General features: G+C 61.3%; 29 protein-coding genes. 11 read left to right on the forward strand and 18 right to left on the reverse strand.

Annotation, left to right across the window (positions count from 1 at the left end):
- Positions 1-71: 71 nt before the first annotated feature.
- The 3 genes from dsbG to dsbD are packed head-to-tail and all read right to left on the reverse strand — an operon-like array spanning position 72 to position 3,405.
- Entirely contained in the window at positions 72-839 is a 768-nt protein-coding gene (gene dsbG / locus KW841_RS21970) for a thiol:disulfide interchange protein DsbG (protein WP_218479723.1), read from the reverse strand.
- Positions 815-1,669: a TlpA disulfide reductase family protein gene (locus KW841_RS21975; protein WP_218479724.1), complete on the reverse strand. Its 855-nt coding sequence runs from the start codon at positions 1,667-1,669 to the stop codon at positions 815-817. The genes dsbG and KW841_RS21975 overlap by 25 nt, the downstream gene beginning before the upstream one ends.
- Positions 1,669-3,405 (reverse strand): protein-disulfide reductase DsbD, encoded by a 1,737-nt coding sequence (dsbD, locus tag KW841_RS21980; protein ID WP_218479725.1) that lies wholly within the window; start codon positions 3,403-3,405, stop codon positions 1,669-1,671. The genes KW841_RS21975 and dsbD overlap by 1 nt, the downstream gene beginning before the upstream one ends.
- Positions 3,406-3,559: 154 nt before the next feature.
- On the opposite strand from dsbD, the gene KW841_RS21985 reads away from it, so the two are divergent.
- From KW841_RS21985 to KW841_RS22000, 4 genes are all read left to right on the forward strand, one after another.
- Positions 3,560-4,240 carry a response regulator gene (locus tag KW841_RS21985; RefSeq protein ID WP_218479726.1) on the forward strand — a complete coding sequence of 227 codons (681 nt, stop codon included), beginning with the start codon at positions 3,560-3,562 and terminating at the stop codon, positions 4,238-4,240.
- Positions 4,237-5,562: an ATP-binding protein gene (locus KW841_RS21990; RefSeq protein WP_218479727.1), complete on the forward strand. Its 1,326-nt coding sequence runs from the start codon at positions 4,237-4,239 to the stop codon at positions 5,560-5,562. The genes KW841_RS21985 and KW841_RS21990 overlap by 4 nt, the downstream gene beginning before the upstream one ends.
- 207 nt (positions 5,563-5,769) lie before the next feature.
- The gene (locus KW841_RS21995) at positions 5,770-7,182 is read left to right on the forward strand and encodes an aspartate aminotransferase family protein (protein WP_218479728.1); all 1,413 of its coding nucleotides are present in this window, start codon (positions 5,770-5,772) and stop codon (positions 7,180-7,182) included.
- Between the two features lie 81 nt (positions 7,183-7,263).
- The gene (locus tag KW841_RS22000; RefSeq protein ID WP_057713869.1) at positions 7,264-7,491 is read left to right on the forward strand and encodes an MbtH family protein; all 228 of its coding nucleotides are present in this window, start codon (positions 7,264-7,266) and stop codon (positions 7,489-7,491) included.
- Between the two features lie 175 nt (positions 7,492-7,666).
- Here the strand turns inward: KW841_RS22000 and KW841_RS22005 are convergent, their stop codons facing one another.
- From KW841_RS22005 to soxR, 10 genes are all read right to left on the reverse strand, one after another.
- On the reverse strand, positions 7,667-8,569 hold the full coding sequence (locus KW841_RS22005) for a metal ABC transporter solute-binding protein, Zn/Mn family (protein WP_218479729.1): 903 nt from the start codon (positions 8,567-8,569) through the stop codon (positions 7,667-7,669).
- A complete protein-coding gene (locus KW841_RS22010) occupies positions 8,570-9,469 on the reverse strand; it encodes a metal ABC transporter permease (RefSeq protein WP_218479730.1) in 900 nt (299 codons plus the stop codon).
- Positions 9,469-10,314 (reverse strand): metal ABC transporter ATP-binding protein, encoded by an 846-nt coding sequence (locus tag KW841_RS22015; protein WP_256357903.1) that lies wholly within the window; start codon positions 10,312-10,314, stop codon positions 9,469-9,471. The genes KW841_RS22010 and KW841_RS22015 overlap by 1 nt, the downstream gene beginning before the upstream one ends.
- A complete protein-coding gene (locus KW841_RS22020; RefSeq protein WP_218479731.1) occupies positions 10,311-11,237 on the reverse strand; it encodes a metal ABC transporter substrate-binding protein in 927 nt (308 codons plus the stop codon). The genes KW841_RS22015 and KW841_RS22020 overlap by 4 nt, the downstream gene beginning before the upstream one ends.
- 35 nt (positions 11,238-11,272) lie before the next feature.
- Positions 11,273-11,845 (reverse strand): DUF6162 family protein, encoded by a 573-nt coding sequence (locus KW841_RS22025; protein ID WP_218479732.1) that lies wholly within the window; start codon positions 11,843-11,845, stop codon positions 11,273-11,275.
- Positions 11,842-12,171 carry a hypothetical protein gene (locus KW841_RS22030; protein WP_095968110.1) on the reverse strand — a complete coding sequence of 110 codons (330 nt, stop codon included), beginning with the start codon at positions 12,169-12,171 and terminating at the stop codon, positions 11,842-11,844. Before KW841_RS22030 ends, KW841_RS22025 begins: the two co-directional genes overlap by 4 nt.
- Entirely contained in the window at positions 12,168-12,710 is a 543-nt protein-coding gene (locus KW841_RS22035; protein ID WP_218479733.1) for a thiamine pyrophosphate-binding protein, read from the reverse strand. Before KW841_RS22035 ends, KW841_RS22030 begins: the two co-directional genes overlap by 4 nt.
- On the reverse strand, positions 12,707-13,909 hold the full coding sequence (locus KW841_RS22040) for a PepSY domain-containing protein (protein ID WP_218479734.1): 1,203 nt from the start codon (positions 13,907-13,909) through the stop codon (positions 12,707-12,709). The genes KW841_RS22035 and KW841_RS22040 overlap by 4 nt, the downstream gene beginning before the upstream one ends.
- A 238-nt stretch (positions 13,910-14,147) precedes the next feature.
- Complete coding sequence (locus KW841_RS22045) at positions 14,148-14,606, reverse strand: VOC family protein (RefSeq protein ID WP_218479735.1); 459 nt, start codon at positions 14,604-14,606, stop codon at positions 14,148-14,150.
- A gap of 126 nt (positions 14,607-14,732) precedes the next feature.
- Positions 14,733-15,188 carry a redox-sensitive transcriptional activator SoxR gene (gene soxR, locus KW841_RS22050; protein ID WP_102700855.1) on the reverse strand — a complete coding sequence of 152 codons (456 nt, stop codon included), beginning with the start codon at positions 15,186-15,188 and terminating at the stop codon, positions 14,733-14,735.
- Positions 15,189-15,282: 94 nt separating this feature from the next.
- Between soxR and KW841_RS22055 the strand changes: the two genes are divergently transcribed.
- From KW841_RS22055 to KW841_RS22075, 5 genes are all read left to right on the forward strand, one after another.
- Entirely contained in the window at positions 15,283-15,654 is a 372-nt protein-coding gene (locus KW841_RS22055) for an antibiotic biosynthesis monooxygenase (protein ID WP_218479736.1), read from the forward strand.
- 117 nt (positions 15,655-15,771) lie between these two features.
- Positions 15,772-16,041 (forward strand): hypothetical protein, encoded by a 270-nt coding sequence (locus KW841_RS22060; protein ID WP_218479737.1) that lies wholly within the window; start codon positions 15,772-15,774, stop codon positions 16,039-16,041.
- Positions 16,042-16,142: 101 nt separating this feature from the next.
- The gene (locus KW841_RS22065; protein WP_104448866.1) at positions 16,143-16,757 is read left to right on the forward strand and encodes a LysE family translocator; all 615 of its coding nucleotides are present in this window, start codon (positions 16,143-16,145) and stop codon (positions 16,755-16,757) included.
- Between the two features lie 206 nt (positions 16,758-16,963).
- Positions 16,964-18,121, forward strand: coding sequence for a cysteine desulfurase family protein (locus KW841_RS22070; protein WP_218479738.1), 1,158 nt, complete (start codon positions 16,964-16,966; stop codon positions 18,119-18,121).
- Positions 18,122-18,186: 65 nt separating this feature from the next.
- The gene (locus KW841_RS22075; protein WP_218479739.1) at positions 18,187-19,995 is read left to right on the forward strand and encodes an aminopeptidase P family protein; all 1,809 of its coding nucleotides are present in this window, start codon (positions 18,187-18,189) and stop codon (positions 19,993-19,995) included.
- On the opposite strand, the gene KW841_RS22080 is transcribed toward KW841_RS22075, so the two are convergent.
- Complete coding sequence (locus KW841_RS22080; RefSeq protein ID WP_218479740.1) at positions 19,988-20,908, reverse strand: LysR family transcriptional regulator; 921 nt, start codon at positions 20,906-20,908, stop codon at positions 19,988-19,990. The two genes, KW841_RS22075 and KW841_RS22080, sit on opposite strands and share 8 nt — an antisense overlap.
- Before the next feature lie 104 nt (positions 20,909-21,012).
- Here KW841_RS22080 and KW841_RS22085 point away from each other — a divergent pair, with 104 nt between their 5' ends.
- On the forward strand, positions 21,013-22,011 hold the full coding sequence (locus KW841_RS22085; protein ID WP_007973405.1) for a zinc-dependent alcohol dehydrogenase family protein: 999 nt from the start codon (positions 21,013-21,015) through the stop codon (positions 22,009-22,011).
- Here the strand turns inward: KW841_RS22085 and KW841_RS22090 are convergent.
- Positions 22,008-22,598, reverse strand: a complete 591-nt coding sequence (locus tag KW841_RS22090) for a 2-hydroxychromene-2-carboxylate isomerase (protein WP_218479741.1) — start codon at positions 22,596-22,598, stop codon at positions 22,008-22,010. The two genes, KW841_RS22085 and KW841_RS22090, sit on opposite strands and share 4 nt — an antisense overlap.
- Positions 22,599-22,634: 36 nt before the next feature.
- Positions 22,635-23,363 carry an SDR family oxidoreductase gene (locus KW841_RS22095; protein ID WP_116580123.1) on the reverse strand — a complete coding sequence of 243 codons (729 nt, stop codon included), beginning with the start codon at positions 23,361-23,363 and terminating at the stop codon, positions 22,635-22,637.
- A gap of 92 nt (positions 23,364-23,455) precedes the next feature.
- Between KW841_RS22095 and KW841_RS22100 the strand changes: the two genes are divergently transcribed.
- Positions 23,456-24,016, forward strand: a complete 561-nt coding sequence (locus KW841_RS22100; protein ID WP_218479742.1) for a TetR/AcrR family transcriptional regulator — start codon at positions 23,456-23,458, stop codon at positions 24,014-24,016.
- A 14-nt stretch (positions 24,017-24,030) separates the two neighbouring features.
- Here KW841_RS22100 and KW841_RS22105 read toward each other — a convergent pair whose 3' ends face one another.
- Together KW841_RS22105 and rhtA are read right to left on the reverse strand one after the other, a co-directional pair.
- Positions 24,031-24,312 carry a hypothetical protein gene (locus KW841_RS22105; protein WP_116580125.1) on the reverse strand — a complete coding sequence of 94 codons (282 nt, stop codon included), beginning with the start codon at positions 24,310-24,312 and terminating at the stop codon, positions 24,031-24,033.
- A gap of 168 nt (positions 24,313-24,480) precedes the next feature.
- On the reverse strand, positions 24,481-25,368 hold the full coding sequence (gene rhtA / locus KW841_RS22110) for a threonine/homoserine exporter RhtA (RefSeq protein ID WP_218479743.1): 888 nt from the start codon (positions 25,366-25,368) through the stop codon (positions 24,481-24,483).
- Between the last annotated feature and the right edge of the window lie 536 nt (positions 25,369-25,904).

The raw sequence follows: 25,904 nt of genomic DNA on the forward strand, positions 1-25,904 counted from the left end.
TAGGCTCCTGTAGGAGCGGGCTTGCCCGCGATGGCGTCAGTGTGATCACCGTGAATCCGACGGCGGGTTACTTACTTCGGCCCGAGAATCTTCTCCAGTTTGTCCGGCGACGGCGCGCCTTGCTGTTGTTGCAGATTACCCTTGTCGTCCATGTAGAAAATCGCCGGGGTCGCCTGCAACTCCAGCTCTTCCATCAATTGCATGTTGGCCGCGAACTTTGCCTGAATCGCTGGCGGGACTTCCTTCAAGGCCTTGAGCGAGCTGCCCTTGCCGGCGGCTTCGTGATCCTGCAGGGCTTTTTCCGGGTCTTTGGCGGCAAGCAGTGCGGCGGATTTCCCCGGGCTGTCTTCGCGGATGATGCCCACCATGATGTGGCGCAACTGCACCTTGCCGGCCTTGACCCACGGCCGGGCCTGTTCCCAGAACATGTTGCAGTACGGGCAGTTCGGGTCACTGAACAGGTACACCACGCGCGGCGCATCCTTCTTGCCGTCACCGATCCAGTTACTGGTTTCGAACTTGGTCCAGACTTCCTTGGCCATCGGCGCATATACCAGTTTCTGCAATGGCGCGCTGCTCAGGTCATTGCCCTCGGCGTCATACAGGTTGCCCAGCAACACGTGTTTGCCATCCGGGGTCAGGTACAGCGCCATGCCGCGGCCCTGGTATTGCGCGGCATACCCGCGCAAGCCGTCAGGGGCATCGAACTGGCCGACGATTTTCGCGCCCTTGGCCTCGATTTTCCTGATCGCATCGGGCAACTCTTCGGCCTGCACCGACGGCAGGTGCAATAGGGCGACACCGAGGCTCAGGGTCAGCAGGTGGCGGAGGCGGGGCATGGCAGTTTCCTTGAAGAGGTGGCGGGTACGGTGTCGAAGTTTTCCAGTGCGCGAGCCAGGCTGGCGTTTGACAGCTCACCCAGATGGCTGCCCAGCAGGCGACCTTCGGGGCTGTAGAACAGCGTAGTCGGCAATGCCATGGAACCGACGGCCTGGCTCAGTCGCCCGCCGCCGTCGAACAGCACGTTGGACAGGCTCAGGCCCTGGGTTTCCAGAAAGGTCGCGACGCTTTGCATGCTTTCCGCCTGGTTGACGAACAGGAACGTCAGGTCCGGACGTTGTTGCTGGGCGCTTTCCAGCACCGGCATTTCCCGGCGGCACGGCGGGCACCAGGTGGCCCAGAGATTGATGACCAACGGGCCGCCCTTGTAGTCGGCCAGTTGCACGGTTTCACCGGCGGCGTTGCGCAAGGTGATTTCCGGCAGGCGTGTGCCTTGTTCATAAATCGACAGGGAGAACGTTGCCAACAGCCAGAACGCCAGGCCGCTGGCCGCGCCAAAACCCAGTGGGCGGCGCAGACCCGGGCGACGCCAGCCGCGATACAGCGTGGCGAGCAGCACGACAATCACCCCCGGCCAGGCGAGAAAACCGCCATCGCGCAGGTCGATGATCTGCCACGGATCATTGCGATAGTGCGCCCAATAGACCGCCACGAAACTGATCCGGGCCGCCAGCATGCCCAGCAGGAACAGGCTGAACAGCGCGGACTCGGGGTTTTCTCCGCCACGCTTGGCCACCCGCCAGCCGACAAAAGTGGCCAGCGCCAGCGCACTGATCAGCAGCAGGTGATTGAGCGCGATGGCAAAGGTGCCGAGGGTGAAGGTCAGCATTAACGGGCGTCTCGGGTGGTAATCCAGCGTTGCAGGAAAGTGTCGGCATCGACCTCGCCGGTGATGCGCTGGCTGCGTCGTTCTTCACCGTCGGCGCCAATCCACAGCAGGCTCGGTGGCCCTGGCACTTTGTAACGGCCGAGCAACTCGCGGCTGGCGGCATTGTCGGCGGTGACGTCCAGGCGGAGCAAGCGCACATCGCTCAAGGCCTGCAGGACACTGGTGTTGCCGAAGACCTGCTTTTCCATGACCTTGCACGACACACACCAGTCAGCGTAGTAGTCCAGCAGCACCCACTGGCCCTGCGCCTGCGCGGCGTCGAGCTCCCGTTGCAATGCCTGCGGATCCTTGATGGTGGTGAAGGCATCGTGGCCAACCGGCACGGCGGCCACCGCCTGGTTCGAGGCGCGGAAGATCTGCAACGGCTTGAACGGATCGTCACTGCCACCGGCCGCCCCGATTACCAGCAGGCCGCCCCACAAACCGAGCAGCAACGAACTGGCGCCAAACAGGTGGGCAATGCGGCCGAAACCTTCCGACTGTTTCCAGGCACTGTACGCTGCAATCAACAACAACGCCCCGCACAAGCCGACCCACAGGGATTCGTCCAGCACCGGCCGCAACATCAGCAAGGCGGTGGCGAGGAACAGGAAGCCGAAAATGCCTTTGACCAGGTTCATCCACGCGCCCGGCTTGGGCATGAAGCGATTGCCCACGGTCACCAGCAACAGCAGCGGTACGCCGATGCCGATGCCCATGGCAAACAGAATCAATCCGCCATGCAACGCGTTACCGCTTTGCGCGATGTAGAGCAGGGCGCCGGCCAGCGGTGCGGTCATGCAGGGCCCGACCAGCAGACCGGACAACGCGCCCAGCACCCCGGCGCCGATCAGGCTGCCGCCGCGTTGATTGCGCGAGACGTTTTCCAGGCGATCACGCACGGCCACCGGCAGTTGCAGCTCGAAGTAGCCGAACATCGGCAGCGCCAGCAACACGAAAATCGCCGCGAAACTGCCCAGCAGCCAGGGGTTCTGCAACCAGGCTTGCAGGTTCGCCCCCAGGGAGGCGGCCAGGACACCCATCGCCGCATACACCAGCGCCATGCTGACCACGTAACTGCCGGCCAAGGCAAAACCGCGCTTGGGGGTGGCGCCGCTGCCGACGATCAATCCCGCCAGAATCGGCAGCATCGGCAATGAACAGGGGGTGAAGGCCAGCAACAAGCCCAGGCCGAAGAACAGCACAAGGCTCCAGCCCAGCGCCCGTTGCTGCAGGCCGCTGGCCAGCGCCTGGTCCGGTGCTTCGTTGGCCGCGCTCTGCACGTTGGTATTGCCCAGGTCCACGACCCTGGTCTGCGGCGGATAACACAAACCGGCATCGGCACAACCCTGGTAACTGACCTTGACCTGGCCGCTGGCACCCGCCGGTATCTTCAGTTCCAGACCCTGGCGGTAGACTTGTTGTTCACCGAAAAACTCGTCGCTGTGGACTTCACCTTCCGGCAACGCAGGATGCTGCCCGACAGGCAATCCGTCGAACTTAAAGCGCTTCTGGTACAGGTAGTAGCCGTCGGTGATTTGCCAATAGAGCTGGGTTTCACCGGATTCCAGGCGTTCAGAGGTAAAGGTGAAGGCTTTATCAACCGGGAGAAATTCAGGTTTGGTGTCGAACGGATTGATTGCCGCCTGGGCCAGGCCCGTGATCAAAAGGGTGAACAGTAAAAACAGACGACGCATGGATAAGCCTTTTCCCGGTACTAGTGAGGTGCACAGTGGCGGGTGGCGATTAACCGATGATTAACCGTCCCGGCCTTGTGGCGATGGCGTCTGCGGCATAATGTCGACTTAATCGGTCAAAGGCTTAATCAGCTTTATTTCTACGAGGCTCCCCATGCACGTACTGGTTTGCGAAGACGATGAGCTGATCGCCAGCGGCATCGTCGCCGGCCTGACCGCCCAGGGCCTGACCGTGGAGCACGTGGCCACGGCGTCCACCGCCCGGGCGATGCTCAAGGTGGCGGAGTTCGATGTCATGGTGCTCGACCTCGGGCTGCCGGACGAAGACGGCCTCAAGCTGCTGCAGCAGTTGCGCCATCAGGGCCTGGAGTTGCCGGTTTTGATCCTCACTGCGCGGGATTCGGTCACCGACCGCGTCGATGGCCTGCAGGCCGGTGCCGATGATTACCTGCTCAAACCCTTCGACCTGCGCGAACTCGCTGCGCGCCTGCACACGCTGTTGCGACGGGTGGCGGGGCGCAGCGTCAACCTGATCGAACACGGCGCCCTGACCTACGACCCGAGCAGTCGCGAAGCCACACTCGCTGGCCAGCCGGTGGACCTCTCGCGTCGCGAGCAGTCGCTGCTGCAAGCCTTGTTGCATAATCGTGGCCGAGTCTTGTCCACCGAGCAACTGAAAGACAGCGTCTACGGTTTCAACGACGAGCTGGAAAGCAACGCCCTCAATGTCCATATCCATCACCTAAGGCGCAAGCTTGGCAATGGCATTGTCGAGACCGTGCGCGGCCTGGGCTATCGCCTGGGGCCGGCTGATGGCGGAGAAGAATCGAAGTGATGAGTCTGCGTTTGCGCCTGAGCCTGACACTCGGCGCCGCGTTTGCGCTGATCTGGGCCCTGGCCGCGGCCTGGATGCTCAGCGATTTGCGCAATCAAATGATGTTTTCCCTCGACCAGCGCCTGGTGGCGTCGGCACGCATGGTCGCCGGCCTGATGGAGCAACTGCCGCCCGTGTCGAGCAAGGGCGAGGGCACCCACTTCAGCGCCGAACAACTGAACATACCGGGTGGCATGGCGTGCCAGGTCAGCTCGTTGCGCGGTGAAATCCTGGCCCGCAGCCACACCGATCCGCAGCAGACTCTGGAGGCCGAGAAGCTGGGTTTTCACGATCAGATGATCGACGGCGCGCCGTGGCGCAGTTTCACACTGGCCAGGGGCGATCTGCGCATCACCACCGCCGACCGGCAGATCGAGCGTGAGGCGTTGAATATGTCGATCCTGCTGGCCGCTTCGGTACCGGTGGGCGTGGCACTGCTCGGTTGCCTGTGCCTGCTCTGGCTGGGCATCGGCCAGGGGCTGGCGCCGCTCAACCGCATGCGCGACGCCTTGATGCGCCGCAGCGCCGACTCCCTGGAACCCTTGCAGATCCAGCCATTGCCCAGCGAGCTGCAACCCTTGCTGGAAACCCAGAACCAGTTGCTCCAGCGTATCGGCAAGACCATCGAGCGCGAACGTCGCCTGACCGGTGACGCGGCCCACGAGTTGCGCAGCCCGCTGACCGCCATCAAGACCCACCTGCAAGTGGCGCGCATGACCGACGGTAGTGCCCGGGACCAATCCCTGGCGCGCGCCGAAGAAGGGGCGGATCGCATGCACCGCACCCTCGAGCAATTGCTGTTGCTGGCGCGGGTCGAGGGCAGCCTGTCGTTTGACGACGGTGTGCAGTGCAACGCCGAGCAAGTTGCAAAACTGGCGATCCAGGATGCGGCGAGCGGTGATCGCCAGCGCATCAGGTTTCAGGCGCCGGGCAAGGTCTCCGCTGCGCCAGTACAAATGCCCGCCGTGCTGTCGATCGCGGCGCTGCGCAATTTGCTCGACAACGCACTGCGCCACACTCCCGCCGACAAAGCGGTGGAGTTGAGCCTGGAAACCACCGGCAATCGTGTGCAATTCGTGGTGCGCGACCATGGGCCGGGGATTGCCGAAGAGGATTTGCAGCACTTGACCCAACGCTTCTGGCGCAACGGCCAGAGCACGGGTTGCGGCCTGGGGCTGGCGATTGTCCAGGCCATCGTTCAGCGTTGCGGTTGTACGCTGCAATTCGATAGCCGACCGGACGGTTTGCGGGTCGAACTGACGATGCCGTTGCAACCTGCCTGAAAAACACCACAACCCCCTGTAGGAGCGAGCTTGCTCGCGAAGAGGCCATTACATTCAACATCATTGTTGACTGTTGCACCGCCTTCGCGGGCAAGCCCGCTCCCACAGGGGTATTGCGGTGACCGCCAAGAAAGCGGATTGAAAGTCTAAATCCCCACCCCGCTGATGCGTTTCCAGAACAGGAAAACCGTATTGAGGGGTCGAGAGATGTCAGTCGCTACCAGCCTTATCGAAGATCAGCCGGCCCGGGTCGCTCCGACGTCTGCCGAGACGCTTTATCAATTCAACGAATCACCGCTGCTGGCCCGCCAGAGCCAGCAGGAATCAAACGCCCGCAGCTATCCGCGACGCATTCCCCTGGCGCTCAAGCGCGCCAAGGGTATTTACGTCGAAGACGTCGAAGGCCGCACGTTCATCGACTGCCTGGCCGGTGCCGGGACCCTGGCCCTGGGCCACAACCACCCGGTGGTGATCCAGGCCATCCAGCAAGTGCTGACCGATGAGCTGCCGCTGCACACCCTGGACCTGACCACCCCGGTCAAGGATCAGTTCGTCCAGGACCTGTTCGGCCTGCTGCCGCCTGCCCTGGCCGCTGAAGCGAAGATCCAGTTCTGCGGTCCCACGGGCACCGACGCCGTGGAGGCCGCCCTGAAGCTGGTGCGTACCGCCACTGGCCGCAGCACCGTGATCTCGTTCCAGGGCGGGTATCACGGCATGAGCCAGGGCGCGTTGAGCCTGATGGGCAGCCTCGGGCCGAAGAAGCCGCTGGGCGCCTTGCTCGGCAGCGGCGTGCAGTTCATGCCGTACCCTTACGATTACCGCTGCCCGTTCGGGCTGGGCGGTGCGCAAGGGGTGAAAGCCAACCTGAGTTATCTGGAAAACCTGCTCAATGACCCCGAGGCCGGGGTGCAATTGCCGGCGGCGGTGATCGTGGAAGTGGTGCAGGGCGAGGGTGGAGTGATCCCGGCCGACCTGGACTGGTTGCGCGGTGTGCGGCGGATCACCGAAAAGGCGGGCGTCGCCCTGATCGTCGATGAAATCCAGAGCGGATTCGCCCGTACCGGCAAGATGTTTGCCTTCGAACACGCCGGGATCATTCCCGATGTCGTGGTGATGTCCAAGGCCATCGGCGGCAGCCTGCCGCTGGCGGTGGTGGTCTACCGCGAATGGCTCGACACCTGGCTGCCGGGCGCCCACGCCGGAACCTTCCGTGGCAACCAGATGGCCATGGCCGCCGGTTCCGCAGTGATGCGTTATCTGGTTGAACACAAGGTCTGCGAGCATGCCGCCGCCATGGGCGAGCGCCTGGCCGAGCACCTGCGCATCCTGCAACGGGACTTCCCGCAACTGGGTGATATTCGTGGGCGTGGCTTGATGCTCGGTGTCGAACTGGTCGATCCGACGGGCGCACTGGATGCCCAAGGTCACCCGCCGGCCTTCGCCCGCCTGGCACCCCAGGTACAGCGCGAATGCCTCAAGCGTGGCTTGATCCTGGAACTCGGTGGCCGCCATGGCGCGGTGGTGCGCTTCCTGCCACCACTGGTGATCAGCGCTGCGGAAATCGATCAGGTGGCCGGTATTTTCGGCCGGGCCCTGGCTGCTGCCACCCGCGATCAGTAAATTTTTCGAGCCGCGCAACGTTCCTTCTACATAACGGCTGCGCACACGGCGCAGCCCGCCCAACATCGATGGAGAGACAGCATGACTTCAGTATTCGACCGCGAGGACATCCTCTTTCAGGTCGTGGTCAACCATGAAGAGCAATACTCGATCTGGCCCGATTACAAAGCCGTGCCGCAGGGCTGGCGCACCGTGGGCAAAAGCGGGCTGAAAAAGGAATGCCTGGCCTATATCGAAGAGACCTGGACCGACATGCGTCCATTGAGCCTGCGCCAGAAGATGGATGAGCAGGCGGCTGTGGCGCACTGAGTCGTCGCCCATAAAAGAGCCCGCTGAACCGGTAAGGTCAGCGGGCTTTTTCATATCGGAATTTTGTGTTGTCTGTCAGGCCGCCTTCGCGAGCAAGCCCGCTCCCACAGGGGACCGCATTTCCAATGTGGGAGCGGGCTTGCTCGCGAAGAACGGTAACGCGGTCCTACTGAGGTTACACGCCACTAAGCCCCTTGATGACCAGATCCACATACCCCTCAAGCTCCGCCACCGGATCCCCGGCATCGGTGCTCAACACCACCAACCGGCTACCCGATTCGGTAATCACCGCTTTTACAGCATCCGACGGCTGCCGGTGATGCAACACCACCGCCACATCATTGTCCTTGAGCATCGCGCTCAACGCCTTGAGCGCTTCCGGTGTCCATTGCGCATCCGGTCGTGCATCCAGCCCCACCAGCTCCAGATTGAGCCCACCGATCAGGTAGCCGAAATGATCGCTGAGGCTCATCACACTGAGGGTATCGGCCGTCGCCAGCCGCGCTTCGCTGTCAGCACTGAGCTTGAGCAAGCGTTGCTTGAGGGCCGCCAGGTTGGCATCGATTTTTGGCTTGGCCTCGGGGGCCAGGCGTACCAGATCCGCCGCCATCACGTCGGCCATACGGCCCATGTTGTTGCTGGAAAACCACGGCTGGCTGTTGAGGCCGTCGACCCTGTTGTCCGGCTGCACGGCGATGCCCGGCAGGGCGCCGTCTACCGGGCGGGCGGCATCGACTTCGACGATACGGATATTGCTGCGCCGGGAGATCGGGTACAGCGGGTCATCCGGCCAGAGTGAGCGCAGGCCGATCACCGCATCGGCATCCTTCGCCAGTTGGGCCAGCGCCGGGGCACCTCGGCCGGTGAAGTAGGCGGTCTGGCGGCTGCCGGGCAGATTGGCCGGCGCGGCGCGTTCGAGGCTGACATCGGTGCCCTTGAGCAGCAGTTCACCGAGACCATAGGTAATCGGCAAAGCGGCCAGCACGCGCAGCGGTTTGCCGTTGTTTGCGGCGAAGGTCGTAGCGGCCAGCCCGCACAGGGCCACTGCGAGGGTCAGTTGGCGCAGAGAAAAAATCATTTATCCAAGGTTCCCTTTCAGGCTGGGGACGATGCCGCGGGCAATGGCGGCCAGGGCGAAGGCGATACCGGCCACGAGGATGATCGCGGCACCGGACGGAATCGGCAGGTCGAAGACGATCGGCGCGAGAATCCCGCACAGCGTGCTGACGGTGGCGATCAGTACCGAGTACCAGAAAAAGCCCTTCAGCGATTGGCTGAGCAAACGCGCCGCCGCTGCCGGAATCACCAGCAGCGCGCCGACCAGAATCGCACCGATGACCTTCACCGCGGCGACGGTGATCAGCGTCACCAGAATCACGAACAGATAATCCAGGGCCTTCACCGCCACCCCGCGTACCGCCGCCAGTTGCGGATTGAAGCTGGCGAGCATGATGCGGTTGTACAAAGGCAAAGCCAGGGCCATCACCAGCGAACCGACGATGGCCAGCACCAGCAAGTCATTACCGTTGACCGTCAGCACCGAACCGAACAGCACGTTCTCCAGGATGTGCACGTTGATCTTGCCCGCCAGAATCAACAGCAGGCTGGCGCCCAGGGCGAGCGACACCGAGAGGAACACGCCGATCAAGGTGTCCGGCGCCAGGCCGGTGCGGTTGCGCAGGTAGTTGAGCAGAATGCCGAACAGCAGGCAGTAGCCGAACAGGCTGCCGTAGGGACCGGTGTAGGGTTCACCGAGCAAAATGCCGATGGCCACGCCGGTCAACGCGGCATGGCCGACGGCTTCGGAGAAAAACGCGAAGCGCTTGACCACCACCAGCGTACCCAGGCCGCCCAGCACCGGGCCGATCAGCAGGCCGGCGAGCAGCGCATTGACCACAAATCCATAGGCCAGCGCCTCGGGCAGATAACCCGACGATGCCCAACCCTGGACCATCAGGCGAAAAGCTTCGTAACTCATCAGGCAAGGCTCCGTGGGTGAGTCGAGAACAGCGTCAGCAGGCGCTCCGGCGTCAGTGCCTGTTGCGGCGTGGCGTCGAACAGCACCCGGCGATTGAGGCCGGTGACGTGATCGGCCAGGCGCCCGACCGCTTCCAGGTCGTGCTCGATCCACAGCACAGTGATGCCCGCCGTTCGCCAGTCGCCGAGCAGGCGTTCGAACACCCGGATCCCGGCCTCATCGAGGGCCGACATCGGCTCGTCGAGCACCAGCAGTTGCGGAGGCGGAATCAGCCCCTGGGCCAGCAACACCCGCTGGCGTTCGCCGCCGGACAATGCGCCCATGCGGCGCTTGCGCTTGTCCTGCATGCCGACCCGTTCAAGGGCCTCGCCAATCGCCGCCGTGTAATGTTTGCTCAAACCGAGAAACGCCGGGCGACGCTGGCACATGGCGGCCATGAAATCGTCGACGGTCATCGGCAAACCTCGGTCGAACTCCAGCGCCTGTGGCACGTAGCCGATGGTCCCAGGCTCGGCCGACCATTGCAGGCTCAAGCGGCCCTGATGCGGCATTTGCCCGAGCAGGGTCTTGATCAGCGAACTCTTGCCGCCGCCGTTGGGGCCGACCAGCGCATGTACGCTGCCGGGACGGACCTGGAAGGTCACCTTGTCGAGGATCGTCGTGCGCCCGAGGGTCAGGCTGATGTCGGTAAAATCCAGGGTTGGTCCCGAAACCTGTGGGAGCGAGCTTGCTCGCGATAGCGGTGTGTCTTTCAACGATGATGCTGACTGACCGGACGCCTTCGCGAGCAGGCTCGCTCCCACAGGGGACTCTGTATCGGCCAGGATGGTTTCTTTCGATGTCATTGGCCCGACTCCTGAATCGCCCGCACCACGGTGTTGAGGTTGCCGGTCATTTCCTTTTCGTACTTGTCGGCGGTGTATTCGCCGTAGGAAATATGCGACAGCGGATACAGCTTCACGCCGGATTCGCGCTGGATGGTGTCGACGTAAGTGGAGGGAAAATCCATCTCCGAGAAGATCACCTTCACGTCCAGTTCACGCAGCTGGTCGATGGTCTTTTTCAACTGGCTCGGGCTCGGCTCGATGCCGTGGGCCGGCTCGACCACGGCGGTCACTTCCAGGCCGAACTCGCGCAGCAGGTAGTCGTAGGCGGCGTGCACCGTGGCCACGCGCAACTCGGCGTTCGGCGCCTGGGTCAGTTTGGCCAGGGCATCGGCGCGCATCTTGCGCAGGCGCTTGCCGTAGGCGCGGGCGTTCTCGGTGTAGGTTTTGGCATTGGCCGGATCGAGCTTGCCCAGCTCCCGGGCGATATTGTTGACCTGGGCGATCGAGGCGCTGATCGACAGGAAGGTATGCGGGTTCACCACCTTGCCGGCACCCCGGGCGGCAACACCGGTGGCGGCGAGCAGCGGCACGTTTTCATTGGCTTCGATCACCGGCACGTTGGGGGTTTCGCTGGCGGCGATCATGCGGTCGGCGAAATCATCATGGCCTACGCCGTTGAGCACGATCACGTCCAGCCCGCTGATGCGCTTGATGTCTTCGGCGCGGGGTTCGTAGGCATGCGGATTGAAACCGGCCGGAATCAGCGGCACCACTTCGGCCTTGTCACCGACGATGTTCGCCACGTAGCTGTAATACGGGTGCAGGGTGATGCCGATGCGCAGGCGCTTGGCTGCCTCGGCACTGGCGAAGGATGGCAGCAGGCAGGCCAGCAGGCCGATCAGCAGCACACGCAAGATAGAACGTTGAGATGAAATGGGCATGGGAAAGCGGTCTTCTCTCGGGTGAGGGCGAGGGTTCAGTGCCGGTGCTGGCGGGTCACGCCGGCATCGAACTGCGCGACGATCTGTTGCCAGCCGGCGCTTTCGAGCGCGCTGTCGCTGAGGTCGGCCGGGGCGGTGAGCGTGCTGGCGCGGTTGAGCCAGATGTCCGGAGCGTCGTCGGTGGCGGTCAGGCGCATCAGGAATGAACCGGCGACCGTCGGCGTCTGGCTCTGGCCGAAGTAGGCCTTGGCGTTGAGCAATTGCCAGGCATGGCTGCCACGGCTGACGGAGCTGGCATCCTGGGCAAACGGGGCAAAACCCTCGTCGGCAAGGGCCTCGGGCGTCGGCAGGGTTTGCTGTTCCTGGCGCAGCAAATGAATCTCCTCCAGGGTCACCCGCAAATCGGCGTAGATGCCTTGCTCGGCAGCGCTGAGGTCGCGACGCGCATCCAGTTGGTGGCTGTTGACGCTGCTCACCTCATGGGATTCCCCGCGCCAGAGCACCACCGAACCTGCGACCGCAAGGATCATCAGGCACAGCAGCAGGACGTAGAGGGTTTCGTGGCCGGCACCCGCCGGGCGTACGACTTGGGTCGTTGAAGTATTCATGGCGCCTGGATGTCCGCCTGGTCGATTTCCACCACGTGACCGGGGCCTGCGTCGAACAGCACGTAGAACTCGGCGCCGGGTTTCTTGAACGTCAGGGTCGAATCGGCTCCGAGTTTGCCTGGCACCAGAATGGTTTCGTCGTAGCCGATCACATCGAGGGTCACGCCCGGTGCGCCACTGCCGTCGGAAAAACCGCCGGTGCATTTGATCTGCTCGGCGTCGATGGCCTTGCACTCGCACATCGGGTTATGGGCCAGGGCGCTGGCACTGAAGCCGGCGCAGAGCAGCAGCAACAGGGTGTTGAGTGGACGAAGCGGGTTGATCATGGTTTGCCTCCTTGTTTGTTCACCCAGGCGATGGTGGCGGGGGAGGCCTGGCTCAAAGGAATGGATGCCTGATGCATGGTGCCGTCCCAGCCTTCCATGGTGATCCACAGCTCGGCATCGGCCGTGGTCTTTTCCGGGACGGGCAGTGAAGCGCCCATGCGGTACGGCGTGCCGAAGAAAATCACGCCGGCGGCGCGCAGGCTGCGGGGTTTGCCGATGCGCAGGTAAGTGGCCTTGACCTGTCCGATACAGGCCTCGCACAGGGCCGCGTTGAAACCCTTCATGTAGCCGGCCGGGCCGTCGAGCGTGGGGGCGGCGTTGCGCAATTCCGCCAGGCGCAGGCTCCAGGGGCCGACCTGGACTTCGCCGACGTCGCGTTCGCCCAGGCCACTGTCGCCACGCATCAATGCTTCATCCGCGAAGTACTTGGGCATGAAACCGAGTGGAATCAGCAGCAACAGGACGTTCAGGTGAAAGCGCCAGTTGTGCCAGAGCACGCTCAGGCGCGAGGGTTGTGAGACCGCGATGTCTTTGCTCACAGGTTGGCCTCCGAGGTTTCCTTGCGGGTGGCCGGCTGCGCCGTGGCGCCGCGCGGTGTCCTGTTGCTGCGCTTGAGGGCATTGGCCGTCGCCAGTGCCGTGCGCTTGGTCCAGATCAGCAAGCCGCTGAGCACCATCATGCTCAGCAACAGGCCGAAGAACGCCCAGATCAGCTTGATCCACAGGCCTCCGAAGTCGCCGGTGTGCAGCGGGCGCATGGATTCGGTGACGAACTCCAGGGTCGAACGGTCCGAAATCAGGCGAGAGGCGGCGATTTCGCCGGTGTACGGGTTGAGGGTCGCGGTCTGGAACATCAGTGGATACCAACCGCGTCCCCCGACATCCAGATGGCTGTAGGCATTGCCCGGCAGGCTAACGAAGCTGGCTTCAAGCCCGGAGATTTTCTGCGTGGCAATTTCAATCGCGCGATCAAGGTCGATGCGCGGCGGGGGCGATCCATCGGGCGACAGCGGTACCGCTTCGCGGGACATCGCCGGAATGATCTTTTCCGTGGAGATGGAAATCTGGTTATCGAACAGCAAGGCCTGGATCAGAAACCAGGTGCCGGTGATGGAAATCACCGCGATGAACCAGATCGACCAGATGCCGCTCAAGCGGTGGAAGTCGCCCCAGAAAATCCGCGCGCCGTGGCGAATTCGCAGGGTCGGGCGGAAAAAGCCTTTCCAGAAGCGTTTGTAGACCACCAGCCCGGTGACCAGCGAAGCCAGCAGCGGCAAGCCGAGAAACGACACCAGGTACCAGCCCCAGCTGTAGCCGTTGGTGAACGGCACCAGCCACCAGCCGTGCAGCGCCCGGGTGAAGGCGCGGAAGTTGAACTCCGGCGCGACGCCCTGGATCACGCCGCTGTAAGGATTGACATAAATCACCACCGAGCGTCCGTCGGGATAGCTGACTTCGACATCCAGCGCGAAGTGCGACTCGTCGGGCCGACTGATGCTCTGCACCACGGTCTGCGGCTCGGCCTTGTTGATGGCCTCGATGACCTGCTGATAGCTGAGCAGCGGTGCATCGTCCGAGGGCTGGCTGGCGCGCATGGGCGGGTTGGCCAGCCAGACGATTTCCTGACTGATCACCGCAAGGGTGCCGGTCACGCAGACGATCAGCACGAAAAACCAGATCGGCAGCGCCAGCCAGCTATGGACCAGGAACCAGATTTTTGAACGGGATTTCTTCGACATATTGAAGGTCTTGCCTGGATGAGAGGCAGCTCGGCTGCGGGCTTCGCAGAGATGAGCGCCCTGAAGGTCCAGTCGTGGCTTTTGCCTACGCGACAGGACTGCATCTAGGTAAGACGGATGAGCAAAGGAAATCCCGAAAGAGAAAATGAAAGTAAATGTTTCGCATTACCAGGGAGATGGGCGGGGCCCCTGTGGGAGCGAGCCTGCTCGCGAAGAGGCCCGCTCCGACATCGAAGATTCAACCCTGCTGAAACATTTCCTTCGCTCGTTGTTCAATCTGTTCCTGAGTCAGGTCTTCCTTGCGCGTCGCCAGGAACCACAGGTGCCCGTAGGGATCCTTCAAGGTCCCCGAGCGATCGCCGTAAAACTGATCCTTGACCTCGGACACAACGGTGGCGCCGGCATCGATGGCCTGTTTGTAGGACTTGTCGACATCCGTCACGTACAAATGCAGACCCACGGACGGCGAATTGTCCGGATTGCTCAGCGGTCCTTGATCGCACGGCGTGCCCAGCATGATCGGGCAATCGCCGATGCGCAGTTCGGCGTGACCGATGCCACCATCGGGCATGGCCAGGCGCATGACCTCAATGGCGCGGAAGGCTTTCTTGTAGAAATCGATGGCTTCGGCAGCTTTGTGGATGCCCAGATAGGGGGTGATGCTGTGATACCCCTCCGGAATGGGTTTGACGCTCATGATGGATCTCCCTGTTCTTGTTCTGTGAATGGAAAGTACCTGCTTCGTTGTACAACCGAATAAATATAGGCCAGCCGCTTTCGCCTCACCGAGCGCCCGACGAGCAGCAACGCCACACAAGTGCCATCAGGTCGGCTCCAACCAGTGCGCTCCCGGCCCTCGCTCTCCCAGCACATCGCCTGCGTTGCGCAGTGGGCAAGCCTCCATCGACAGGCAACCACAACCGATGCAGCCGTTGAGCCGATCGCGCAGCAGGGTCAGTTGGTTGATGCGCTCATCCAGATCCCGGCTCCATTGCGCCGACAGGATTTTCCAGTCCGCCGCCGTCGGCGCCCGGTTGTCGGGTAGCGACTTGAGCGCTTCGCCAATCTCCGCCAAAGGAATCCCCAGGCGCTGGGCAACCTTGATCAATGCCACCCGCCGCAGCACTTCCCTGGGGTAGCGGCGCTGGTTGCCCTGATTGCGGTTGCTCTTGATCAGCCCTTTGGACTCATAGAAATGCAGCGCCGTGACCGCCACACCGCTGCGTGCCGCGACCTGGCCGACGGTGAGTTCCTTGTGCAGGTTTTGCGGGGTGATCATTTAAAAATTGCCTCTTGACCTCTAGTTAACTAGAGGTTTTACCCTGCACGCCTTCGGATCGCAAGATTCGCCTTCCTGTGAGTGGGGACATTTCATGCAAGCCTCAGCGAAGAATCGCAGCTTTACCCAACTGATCGAGTTCCAGATCGAGCCGCATCAACAACCCGCGCTGGTGTTGGCCTTGTCGGCACAGACCGAACATCTGGCCCGACACCACCGTGGCTTTCTCAGTGCCAGCATCCAGGCCAGTGACGATGGCCGGCGCGTACTCAACTATCTGCAATGGCAAACCCGCGAAGCAGGGGAGGCCGCGTTCCAGGCCTTTGAAAACGGCGAACAGGATTTCTGGCAGTTGATCCGCGTCCATCAGGCGAAGTCAGTGACCTTCGGATCGTTCCAGGTGCTGCACAGCCTGGAACGCAGTCACGACAACGCACTGCATTGCAGTCTGGTGGGCGAGCGCTGATCAGGACAATGATCGCCATTTCCTGATAGCCACTATTGAAAGCGTTGATTTCTGCTACCCGGGAGGCGCGGGTAGCCTGTGTTCATTGCCTCGAACCCAGTCGCCAGGACGCCAGAAATGAAACCGATGATCGCCACTTTGCTGATGCTCGCCGTCTCCGTACTCGCCGGATGTGCCAGCCATGTTTCCCCGGAGCTGCGCCCCTACAGCGCTGAAGAAAGCAAGGAGCTGGCGCTGGAGGCGCTGAACCGCCGCGGATTGTCCTTCGACGAATACCACGCGAAAAAAGCCGAACTGCTCGGCCAGCCGCAAAAGTCGTTCAGCTACGACAACCAGGGGGAAATGAACGCCGGGCGATCTGTACAGCTTCATGGTCGTCCAAGCTGAGGCAAAACTGTACTGCTCCAAGTTTCGCGTAACTGTCCATGGGTTTCGCCCAAAGTGTGCGATAGGGTCAACACCTGACCGACCCTGACGGACTGCCACCCATGACGCTCTCACTCGACCTGCTGCTGGGCTTTGCCCTGTTCGCCCTCGTCACCTCGATCACACCCGGTCCGAACAACACCATGTTGCTGGCTTCCGGGGTGAACTTCGGCTTCAACCGCACGATTCCGCACATGCTCGGCATCACTTGTGGCTTCTTTGTATTGGTGGTGGCGGTCGGTTTCGGCCTTGGCGCGGTATTCCAGGCCTACCCTTTGCTCTACACCGTGCTGCGTTACGTGGGGGCGGCGTACCTGCTGTATCTGGCGTGGAAAATCGCTCATTCCGGGCCCATGTCGGAGAGCCAGCAGAGCGAGGCGAAACCGATCAGCTATCTGGGCGCCGCCGCGTTCCAGTGGGTCAACCCCAAGGCCTGGATCATGGCCATTGGCGCCATCAGCACCTACACGCCGATGCAGGGTTACTTCACCAATGTGATCGTGATTGCGGCCGTTTTTGCCATCATCAACCTGCCGAGCGTCGGTGTCTGGGCCGCTTGCGGCACGCTGTTGCGCAACGTTCTGAAGGATCGCCGCTGGCTGCGCCTGTTCAATTGGGGTATGGCCGCGCTGCTCGTGGGTTCGCTGTATCCGCTGCTGCTCGAAAGCTTTAGCTGACGCATTGCTTCAACCGGCTGCCCGATGCCTGTTAAGCTGACTTTTCAGGAGCGTTCCTACGCACTATTAAATGAAGTAGTCCTTCTTTAACGGCATCCGATCAGGTATTGGTAACGTTCTGAAAACAGCGCGCAGCTCACAAGGCTGCGCTTTGCCGTTTGCAGTCACGAGCTTCCTGATCCCGGAACACGCTCTGCGAGTCTTTTATGAACAAACGTCCGTTGTATTTCGATTACGCAGCCACCACGCCGGTGGATGAGCGGGTCATCAAGGTGATGGTCGAGTGTCTGGGCTTTACCGGCAATTTCGGCAATCCGGCCTCAAGCTCTCATGTCTTCGGCCAGCAGGCCCGGCAATCGGTGGAGCAGGCGCGACGCCAGGTCGCCGAACTGGTCGGCGCGACACCTGAACAGATCGTCTGGACCTCAGGCGCCACCGAATCCAACAACCTCGCGCTCAAAGGCGTAGCCCAGGGCCGCGGCACTGGCGGTGGCCATATCATCACCAGCCAGATCGAACACAAGGCCATTCTCGATACCGCCAGGCAACTGCAGGATGCCGGTGTCGCCGTGACGTACCTGGTGCCGGATGCCGATGGGCTGATCACCGCGCAAGCGGTCAGCGAAGCCATGCGCGAGGACACTTTCCTGGTGTCGCTGATGTTGGTCAACAACGAGTTGGGCACGCTCAACGATATTCCCGCCATCGGTCAGGTGGTGCGTGAACGCGGGGCGTTGTTCCATGTCGACGCCGCACAGGGCGCGGGCAAGGTGGCGATAGATCTCGCGCAGTGGCCGGTGGACCTGATGTCGTTTTCCGCGCATAAACTGTACGGCCCCAAAGGCATCGGTGCGTTGTACGTCGGTCCGCGTGCCCAGCAACGATTGCAGGCGCAGATCCATGGCGGCGGGCATGAGGGCGGATTGCGTTCGGGCACCCTGGCGACCCATCAGATCGTGGCCATGGGCTCGGCCTTTGCACTGGCGGCGGCTGCGTTCGATGAAGAGAAAGCCACCATCGTGCGATTGCGTGAACGCTTGCTCGAGCAATTGCAGGACATTCCCGGCGTGCGTCTAAACGGCAGCCCGACCCGGCGCATTCCCCATACCCTGAGCCTGACCTTCGCACAAGGCGAGTTCAACCCGGCGGCGTTGCTGGCCTCGATCGCGTTTTCCGCGACCTCGGCCTGCAATTCCGCGAGCAATACCCCATCCCATGTGCTGCTGGCCCTGGGGCATGATGCCCGCTCGGCCAGCCGCACCATCCGCTTGAGCCTCGGGCGTTTTACTACCGAGCAGGATATCGACCAGGCGGTTCAACTGATCAAGGCAGCCTGCGCCAGTGCTCCGGCATTCTGGCAATAGGGCGACGAAGCGCCGACGTTGATCGGCACTCAACAATAATGATGAAGTGGTTAGCAGGAGACACGATGAATACGCAGCTTTCGATCAATGGATCGGTGCCCCGGCGCCTGGCGCAAACCCGCGAACTGATGAGCCGGGAGGGCATTCACGCCTTGCTGGTGCCGTCGGCCGACCCGCACCTGTCCGAATACCTGCCGGGTTACTGGCAGGGGCGCCAGTGGTTGTCGGGTTTCCATGGTTCGGTCGGCACCCTGATCGTGACCCCGGATTTTGCCGGCGTCTGGGCCGACAGCCGTTACTGGGAGCAGGCGACCAAGGAACTCAAGGGCAGCGGCATTGACCTGGTCAAGCTGCAACCGGGTCAACCCGGGCCGCTGGAGTGGCTGGCCGAGCAAACCCCCGAGGGTGGCGTTGTCGCGGTCGATGGCGCGGTCATGGCCGTGGCGTCTGCACGGACCCTGGGCGCTAAACTTGAAGAGCGTGGCGCCCGCCTGCGCACCGACATCGACCTGCTTGGCGGAGTCTGGAGCGATCGCCCAAGCCTGCCGAACGAACCGATCTATCAGCACCTGCCTCCACAAGCGACCGTCAGCCGTGGCGAAAAACTCGCCAAATTGCGTGAAACCCTTAAGGCCCGTGGCGCCGACTGGCATTTCATCGCCACCCTCGATGACATCGCCTGGCTGTTCAACCTGCGTGGCGGCGACGTGTCGTTCAACCCGGTATTCGTTTCCTTCGCCTTGATCAACCAGCAACAGGCCACGCTGTTTGTCGCCCTGAGCAAAGTCAGTGCCGAACTGCGCGCCATCCTTGAACAGGACGGCGTGACCTTGCGCGATTACAGCGAAGTCGCTGCCGCACTGCGCGCCGTGCCGAGCGGCGCGAGCCTGCAAGTCGACCCGGCGCGGGTCACGGCGGGGTTGCTGGACAACCTCGACAGCGGGGTGAAACTGATCGAGGGCCTGAACCCGACCACCCTGGCCAAATCGCAAAAAAGCCTGGCCGATGCCGAACACATCCGTCAGGCGATGGAGCAGGACGGCGCAGCGCTGTGCGAATTCTTCGCCTGGCTGGACTCGGCGCTGGGTCGTGAACACATCACCGAACTGACCATCGACGAAAAACTCACTGCTGCTCGTGAGCGCCGTCCGGATTATGTGTCGCTGAGCTTCAATACCATTGCCGCCTACAACGCCAATGGCGCGATGCCGCACTATCACGCCACCGAAGAGGAGCACGCGGTCATCGAAGGGGACGGTCTACTGTTGATCGACTCCGGTGGCCAGTACCTGGGCGGCACCACTGACATCACGCGGATGGTTGCGGTGGGCACCCCGACCGATGAGCAAAAGCGCGATTGCACCCGTGTGCTCAAGGGCGTGATTGCCTTGTCCCGCGCGCAGTTCCCGAAAGGCATTCTGTCGCCACTGCTCGATGCCATCGCCCGTGCGCCGATCTGGGCGGAAAGTGTCGACTACGGTCACGGTACCGGTCATGGCGTCGGTTACTTCCTCAACGTCCATGAAGGTCCGCAAGTCATCGCCTATCAGGCTACGCCTGCGCCACAGACGGCGATGCAGCCGGGCATGATCACGTCCATCGAGCCGGGCACCTATCGTCCGGGCCGTTGGGGCGTGCGGATCGAAAACCTGGCGATGAACCGTGAGGCAGGCAAAAGCGAATTCGGTGAGTTCCTGAAGTTCGAAACGCTGACTCTGTGCCCGATCGACACCCGTTGCCTGGAAACCTCGCTGCTGAGCGAAGACGAAAAGCAGTGGTTCAACGCCTATCACGCCGAAGTGCGCGAACGCCTGAGCCCATTGGTCGAGGGTGCGGCCCTTGAATGGCTGAACACCCGTACCGCGGCTATTTGATTGCTTTCAGTTCGGGCGCTGTCTCCAGCGCCCGGCTCATGTAGTCAACAAAGGCTTTGACCCTGGCGGATTGGCGACGATTCGCCGGGGACACGGCATGAATCGGTAGCGACTGCGCCGTGTAGTCCTGAAGAATCGCCGTCACGCTCCCGGCTTTCAGATCCTCACTGAACAACCACACCGGCGACAGCGCAATCCCCAATCCCCCCAGCACCAGTTCGCGGATCGCCTCGGAACTGTTGCTCTGCGCATTGCCCTTGATCCGCACCTCATGACGCTGCGCATCTTTTGTGTAAACCCACAGGTTTTGACTGCTCAGCAGGTTGAACATCAGGCAGTTGTGCCTGCCCAGTTCCTGCGGTGTTTGCGGTTGGCCGTATTGCCGGAGGTAGTCAGGTGATGCGACGGTCACCCGATGGGTCGTACCCACCAGGCGAGCGATCAGGCCACTGTCGTTCAGGGCACCGATCCGGAAGGTGACGTCCAGCCCTTCGCTGACCAGATCCTGGTTTTGATCGTTCAGTTGCAGGTCTATCTGTACGTCAGGGTAGTGCCTGAGAAAGTCCGGCAATCGGGGGGCGATATGCAAGCGGCCGAAACTGACCGACGAACCGATTTTCAGAGGCCCTGCAACCCGCTCCCGGCCGGACTGGAAGCTGTGTTCCGCCGCATCCACGGCAGCGAGGATGATCCGGCATTCGTTGTAGTAGCGCTGACCTTCGTCCGTCAGCGATAGCTTGCGGGTACTGCGGGCAATCAGCTTTCCGCCCAATCGGGTTTCCAGCGCTTGCAGCACCTTGCTGATGGTTGGCTGACTGGCCTGCAACTCCCGGGCAACGGCGGAAAAGCTGCCACGCTCAACCACCCGTACGAAAATCGCCATTGCATTGAGTGTGTCCACGGTATTTCTCATTGATGCTGTATCGGCATGATCACTATAGCGATATAGCGTCTTATCGGCATTTATAGGGCGAGGCAAGATTCACCCTGTATTCACTTCTGATGGGAGATGGCGAAATGACTGACTCACTGAACATGCGCGCTCTGATGATTGACTCGGCCAATGCGCCGTTACGCCTGGTTTCCATCGCGCGGCCCGTGCCACAGGCCGGGCAGGTATTGGTCAGGATCAAGGCCAGCGGTGTGAATCCACTGGATGGAAAAATCCGCTCCGGGCAGGCGACTCATGCGGGGCAACCACTGCCGGCGATCGTGGGAATGGATCTGGCCGGGACCGTAGAGGCGCTGGGCGAGGGCGTCAGTGGCTGGCTGCCGGGGGATGAGGTATACGCCATGGCCACCGGTATTGGTGGTATTCAAGGTTCATTGGCCGAATACGCGGCGGTCGATGCCCGCCTGTTGGCTCGCAAGCCGCACAACCTGAGCATGCGCGAAGCAGCCGGATTGCCACTGGTGCTGATCACCGCTTGGGAAGGCCTGGTGGACCGGGCTCGTGTTCGACCCGGGCAGAAGGTATTGATTCATGGCGGTGCCGGAGGCGTCGGACATGTAGCGGTACAAATCGCCCGCGCTTTTGGTGCTGAGGTTTTTGCCACGGGCTCGGCCGGGCAGCAATCGATCATCGAAGGGTTCGGCGCGACGTTTATCGATTACCGCAAGTCTTCGGTCGAAGACTATGTGGCCGAGCACACGGCCGGTGAGGGTTTCGACATTGTCTATGACACCGTGGGGGGTGAAACGCTGGATGCGTCATTCAAGGCTGCCCGGGTGTATCACGGTCATGTACTCAGTTGCCTGGGGTGGGGCCAGCACAGCCTGGCACCGCTGTCCTTTCGCGGGGCGACTTATTCCGGTGTCTTCACCCTGCTGCCACTGTTGACGGGCCAGGGACGCGAGCATCACGGCGAGATTCTGCGCGAGGCGGCGCGGTTGATCGAGGCGGGTAAGCTCGTGCCGTTGCTTGACCCGCACTCGTTCACACTGGAGTCGGCAGAAGCGGCCCATACACTGCTCTTGTCGGGAGCGGCAAAGGGGCGGTTGGTCATCGAGGTCTAACTCAGGGCTTCGAGCACGAAGTCCAGTCGATCCTGGCCGAAGTACAGCTGGTTGTCGACAAACATGCTCGGAGCTCCGAATACGCCTCGCTGTACGGCTTTTTCGGTGTTGTCCTTGAGCGCCGTCTTGATTTCTTCATCGGCGGTCAGGGCCAGCACTTCCTGTGGGTTGAAGCCGTTTTCGCTGAGCACTGCGGCGACGGTTGCCGGTTCGTCCAGGCTGCGACCCTCTACCCAGATGGCCTTGAACAGGCAGTCGAGGAAGGCGGCAAAGCGTTCCGGGTGGCGCAATTGCATGCCCGTTACGGCGCGCATGAGCATCAAGGTGTTGATCGGGAAGTGCGGATTGAATTTGAGGGGCACGCCGTAGCGTTTGGCGTAGCGGTCCAGGTCCTGAAACATGTAGCGGCCCTTGGCCGGAATAGTCGCCGGAGAAGCATTGCCGGTGGCTTTGAATACGCCGCCCAGCAAGAACGGAATGTAGACCAGCCGGGTATCGGTCTGTGCGCAAATCTTCGGTAGCTGGGTATAGGCCAGATAGGTGGCGGGGCTGCCGAGGTCGAAGTAGAACTCCACGGTTTTGCTCATGTTCAAGGCGCTCGTCTTATTGTTGTGTGTGGGCGGTTACCAGCGTTCGCTCCAGGGGCGAAGGTCCAGCTCGAAGGTCCAGGCATCGCGGGGCTGGCTGTGCAGGTACCAATAGTTTTCGGCGATATGCTCGGGATTGAGGATGCCATCCTGATCCTTGGTAGCGTATTTCTCGGGGAAACTGTCACGGATGAAATCGGTATCGATGGCGCCATCGACGATGACATGGGCAACGTGAATGTTCATCGGCCCGAGTTCCCGGGCCATGCTTTGCGCCAATGCCCGAATGCCGTGCTTGGCACCCGCAAATGCGGCGAACCCGGCGGCGCCACGCATGCCTGCGGTGGCGCCGGTGAACAGGATCGTGCCGCGCTGGCGCCTGGCCATGCGCTTGGCCACTTCACGCGCATTGAGAAAACCGGAAAAACAGGCCATTTCCCAGATCTTGAAATACTTGCGGGCGGTTTCTTCGAGAATGCTGCACGGCACGTTGGCGCCGATGTTGAAGACAAATGCTTCGATGGGGCCGATCTGGCTTTCGATCTGCTCGACCAGCGCGATCACGTCCTCTTCTTTACGTGCATCGCAGGCAAACCCGTGGGCCTCACCGCCATCAGCCTTGATGGCCTCCACCAGTGGCTGGAGCTTGTCCGCGCTGCGGCGAGTGACGCAGGCGACGAACCCTTCCTGGGCAAACCGCTTGGCAATGGCGCCGCCCGTGGCATCACCTGCGCCGACGACCAATACGACCTTCTTGTTATTCATGGGTTGATCCCTTTGGTAAACGATCGTTAACTGAACGAACGTTATGCTATGATTCGACAGGCGTCAAGGTGAGCAAATCAGGGGGGAAAGCAATGCGTTATTCGGCCAGTCACAAGCTGGAAACCAGGCAAAGGCTGCTGGAAAGCAGCGCGTTGTCGGCCAAGAAGTCCGGTTTTTCCACGGTGGGTGTAGACGGCCTGATGAAAGCCATTGGCCTGAGTGGCGGGGCCTTCTACAGTCACTTCTCGTCGAAAGACGAGTTGTTCGCAAGCATTGTCGAACGTGAGTTGGGTCAAAGTCTGGCGCGGCTGGGGGAAGGGCAGGACCGTGACAAACTTGAGCGCTGCCTGAAAATGTACCTGAGCATGTCTCACGTCGAGAATCCGGAAACCGGTTGTGCGTTACCGGCATTGGGGGCGGAAATTGCCCGTTCCGATGTGAATGTCCGCCAACAGGCTGAGCACTGGATTTGCCGTCTTCAGGAAAGTTGGGCGGGTGTCTTGCAAAGCGACAGCCTGGCGTGGGCGATTCTGTCGCAATGCATTGGCGCGTTGGTCGTAGCGCGCATGCTGGCTAGCCCGGATGTCCAGCGCAGGGTGCTGAAGTCCAGCTACGAGGAAATCGGCCGTCAGATCGCAAGTTCGGGAACCTGACGCGACGGCCCTGCCTATTTGCAGATGACAATCATGCTGCGGCTGGTATAACCCGCGGGATTGAGGCCAAACGGATAATCACCGGGCTCTTCCACGGCGTCTCCCGACTTGGCGATGACCTTGTACCCCTTGGGTGCGCAGGAGTTGGCAGCGCTGGCGTAGCACTTGTCCCAGGACGAAGACAGTCCGGAACAGTTGATGTGTAGCCCTTTCTTGCCGTGCTTGAACTGTGTGTCGGATGTCGCTGCGCAGCCCGCAATTGCAAGTACGGCGATCAGCATCAAAAATCGTTTCATTACTGTCCTTATAGCGTCCCCGGATCTTGTGCCCGGGTCTGGCTGCATTCGCTTTCGCTTGAAGCGTACCGATATCCCTATCTGAAATTGTCCATGGTATGACTCTGGGTGCGGGGCTAAACATGGCCTAATTGAGCGGCAAATACCAGACCTGTGTCTTATCTGCTATTAATCTGCCGCGACTGCTGGCCTGGTGGCATTGCCCATGGTCATGGTTGCACCGACGGAGGCCAGAATGATGCACATGATTGCCATCCACTGCGACAGTGAGAGGTATTCATGAAGGAACAGCAAGCCTGACAACGCGCCGAAGGCCGGCTCGATGCTCATCAGTGTTCCGAAGGTTCTGGCAGGCATGCGGGTCAGGGCGACCATCTCCAGGGTGTAGGGGAGGGCGGTGGACAAGACGGCGACGCCGAGGGCTATAGGGATCAATGACGGGGTCAGCAAAGCGGAACCCGCATGGACAATACCGATAGGGGCTACGAAGAGCGCAGCGATCATTACCCCCAGCGCGGCGGTTTGCACGCCATTATCGGCCCCCGCTTTTTGCCCGAACAAAATGTACAGTGCCCAGCAGACCCCCGCCCCCAAGGCATAACTGGCGCCTACCAGATCGATTCCTGCGCTCGCTTCTCCAGTCGGTATCAGTAGCAGCAAGCCGGCGGCGGCCAGGGCGATCCACAAAAAGTCGATCGCGCGCCGAGAGGCGTAGATCGCCACGGCCAATGGGCCGGTAAACTCAAGCGCCACCGCGATGCCCAGCGGTACGGTTTGCAATGACATATAGAAGAGGAAGTTCATGCCGCCCAGTGCCATCCCGTAGACGATGACGGTGCGCAGGGATCTTGCGGTGAGCTTTGCCCGCCATGGACGCAGTATCAGCATCATGATCACACTGGCAAAAATCAGCCGTAATGTCGTTGTCCCTTGGGGACCGACGACGGAGAACATGCTTTTGGCCAGGGAGGCACCGGACTGGATCGACGCCATGGCTATGAGCAGCAGCCCAACCGAGAACAGGGTAGAGGCCAGGCTGCGAGGCTGATCATTCATTAGGCGGCATCGTCCGAAATATGTGAATCAAGGGCGTTTCTATTTCTGTTGGGCAATATATTGCGCATTCCCCGCAGGCGCGTCTATATATAAGCAGTGTTTTTGCACATATCGATAGAAAACATGAATCAGTGCTTGACGGCAGATTCTGGAGGCCTATAATTCGCCCCACTTCCGGCGCAGTCGAAACGGAAAACTCCTTGATAAACAAAGAGTTACGCAGTTTTCGGCAGCAGGGTGCTTCAGGTCATCGAAGCGCCAGGGAAGTTGAAAAAGAGGTGTTGACAGCAGCGAGTAACGCTGTAGAATTTGCCTCCCGCTGACGAGAGATCGAAAGCGCAAGTGGTTGAAGTTGTTAAGGATTCCTTGAAAGCTTCTGAAAAATACTACTTGACAGCAAATGAGGCTACTGTAGAATGCGCGCCTCGGTTGAGACGAAAAGCTCTTGACCAACCGCTCTTTAACAACTGAATCAAGCAATTCGTGTGGGTGCTTGTGGAGTCAGACTGCTAGTCAACAGATTATCAGCATCACAA

The sequence above is a fragment of the Pseudomonas sp. PDM28 genome (assembly GCF_019219115.1).
GTDB lineage: Bacteria > Pseudomonadota > Gammaproteobacteria > Pseudomonadales > Pseudomonadaceae > Aquipseudomonas > Aquipseudomonas laurylsulfatiphila.

What these genes read in the sequence shown, in the direction of transcription:
- dsbG (WP_218479723.1), bottom strand. Translation starts at nt 839, where the DNA reads ATGCCCCGCCTCCGCCACCTGCTGACCCTGAGCCTCGGTGTCGCCCTA.
- KW841_RS21975 (WP_218479724.1), bottom strand. Translation starts at nt 1,669, where the DNA reads ATGCTGACCTTCACCCTCGGCACCTTTGCCATCGCGCTCAATCACCTG.
- dsbD (WP_218479725.1), bottom strand. Translation starts at nt 3,405, where the DNA reads ATGCGTCGTCTGTTTTTACTGTTCACCCTTTTGATCACGGGCCTGGCC.
- KW841_RS21985 (WP_218479726.1), top strand. Translation starts at nt 3,560, where the DNA reads ATGCACGTACTGGTTTGCGAAGACGATGAGCTGATCGCCAGCGGCATC.
- KW841_RS21995 (WP_218479728.1), top strand. Translation starts at nt 5,770, where the DNA reads ATGTCAGTCGCTACCAGCCTTATCGAAGATCAGCCGGCCCGGGTCGCT.
- KW841_RS22000 (WP_057713869.1), top strand. Translation starts at nt 7,264, where the DNA reads ATGACTTCAGTATTCGACCGCGAGGACATCCTCTTTCAGGTCGTGGTC.
- KW841_RS22005 (WP_218479729.1), bottom strand. Translation starts at nt 8,569, where the DNA reads ATGATTTTTTCTCTGCGCCAACTGACCCTCGCAGTGGCCCTGTGCGGG.
- KW841_RS22010 (WP_218479730.1), bottom strand. Translation starts at nt 9,469, where the DNA reads ATGAGTTACGAAGCTTTTCGCCTGATGGTCCAGGGTTGGGCATCGTCG.
- KW841_RS22015 (WP_256357903.1), bottom strand. Translation starts at nt 10,314, where the DNA reads ATGACATCGAAAGAAACCATCCTGGCCGATACAGAGTCCCCTGTGGGA.
- KW841_RS22020 (WP_218479731.1), bottom strand. Translation starts at nt 11,237, where the DNA reads ATGCCCATTTCATCTCAACGTTCTATCTTGCGTGTGCTGCTGATCGGC.
- KW841_RS22025 (WP_218479732.1), bottom strand. Translation starts at nt 11,845, where the DNA reads ATGAATACTTCAACGACCCAAGTCGTACGCCCGGCGGGTGCCGGCCAC.
- KW841_RS22030 (WP_095968110.1), bottom strand. Translation starts at nt 12,171, where the DNA reads ATGATCAACCCGCTTCGTCCACTCAACACCCTGTTGCTGCTGCTCTGC.
- KW841_RS22040 (WP_218479734.1), bottom strand. Translation starts at nt 13,909, where the DNA reads ATGTCGAAGAAATCCCGTTCAAAAATCTGGTTCCTGGTCCATAGCTGG.
- KW841_RS22045 (WP_218479735.1), bottom strand. Translation starts at nt 14,606, where the DNA reads ATGAGCGTCAAACCCATTCCGGAGGGGTATCACAGCATCACCCCCTAT.
- soxR (WP_102700855.1), bottom strand. Translation starts at nt 15,188, where the DNA reads ATGATCACCCCGCAAAACCTGCACAAGGAACTCACCGTCGGCCAGGTC.
- KW841_RS22055 (WP_218479736.1), top strand. Translation starts at nt 15,283, where the DNA reads ATGCAAGCCTCAGCGAAGAATCGCAGCTTTACCCAACTGATCGAGTTC.
- KW841_RS22060 (WP_218479737.1), top strand. Translation starts at nt 15,772, where the DNA reads ATGAAACCGATGATCGCCACTTTGCTGATGCTCGCCGTCTCCGTACTC.
- KW841_RS22065 (WP_104448866.1), top strand. Translation starts at nt 16,143, where the DNA reads ATGACGCTCTCACTCGACCTGCTGCTGGGCTTTGCCCTGTTCGCCCTC.
- KW841_RS22070 (WP_218479738.1), top strand. Translation starts at nt 16,964, where the DNA reads ATGAACAAACGTCCGTTGTATTTCGATTACGCAGCCACCACGCCGGTG.
- KW841_RS22075 (WP_218479739.1), top strand. Translation starts at nt 18,187, where the DNA reads ATGAATACGCAGCTTTCGATCAATGGATCGGTGCCCCGGCGCCTGGCG.
- KW841_RS22080 (WP_218479740.1), bottom strand. Translation starts at nt 20,908, where the DNA reads ATGAGAAATACCGTGGACACACTCAATGCAATGGCGATTTTCGTACGG.
- KW841_RS22085 (WP_007973405.1), top strand. Translation starts at nt 21,013, where the DNA reads ATGACTGACTCACTGAACATGCGCGCTCTGATGATTGACTCGGCCAAT.
- KW841_RS22090 (WP_218479741.1), bottom strand. Translation starts at nt 22,598, where the DNA reads ATGAGCAAAACCGTGGAGTTCTACTTCGACCTCGGCAGCCCCGCCACC.
- KW841_RS22095 (WP_116580123.1), bottom strand. Translation starts at nt 23,363, where the DNA reads ATGAATAACAAGAAGGTCGTATTGGTCGTCGGCGCAGGTGATGCCACG.
- KW841_RS22100 (WP_218479742.1), top strand. Translation starts at nt 23,456, where the DNA reads ATGCGTTATTCGGCCAGTCACAAGCTGGAAACCAGGCAAAGGCTGCTG.
- KW841_RS22105 (WP_116580125.1), bottom strand. Translation starts at nt 24,312, where the DNA reads ATGAAACGATTTTTGATGCTGATCGCCGTACTTGCAATTGCGGGCTGC.
- rhtA (WP_218479743.1), bottom strand. Translation starts at nt 25,368, where the DNA reads ATGAATGATCAGCCTCGCAGCCTGGCCTCTACCCTGTTCTCGGTTGGG.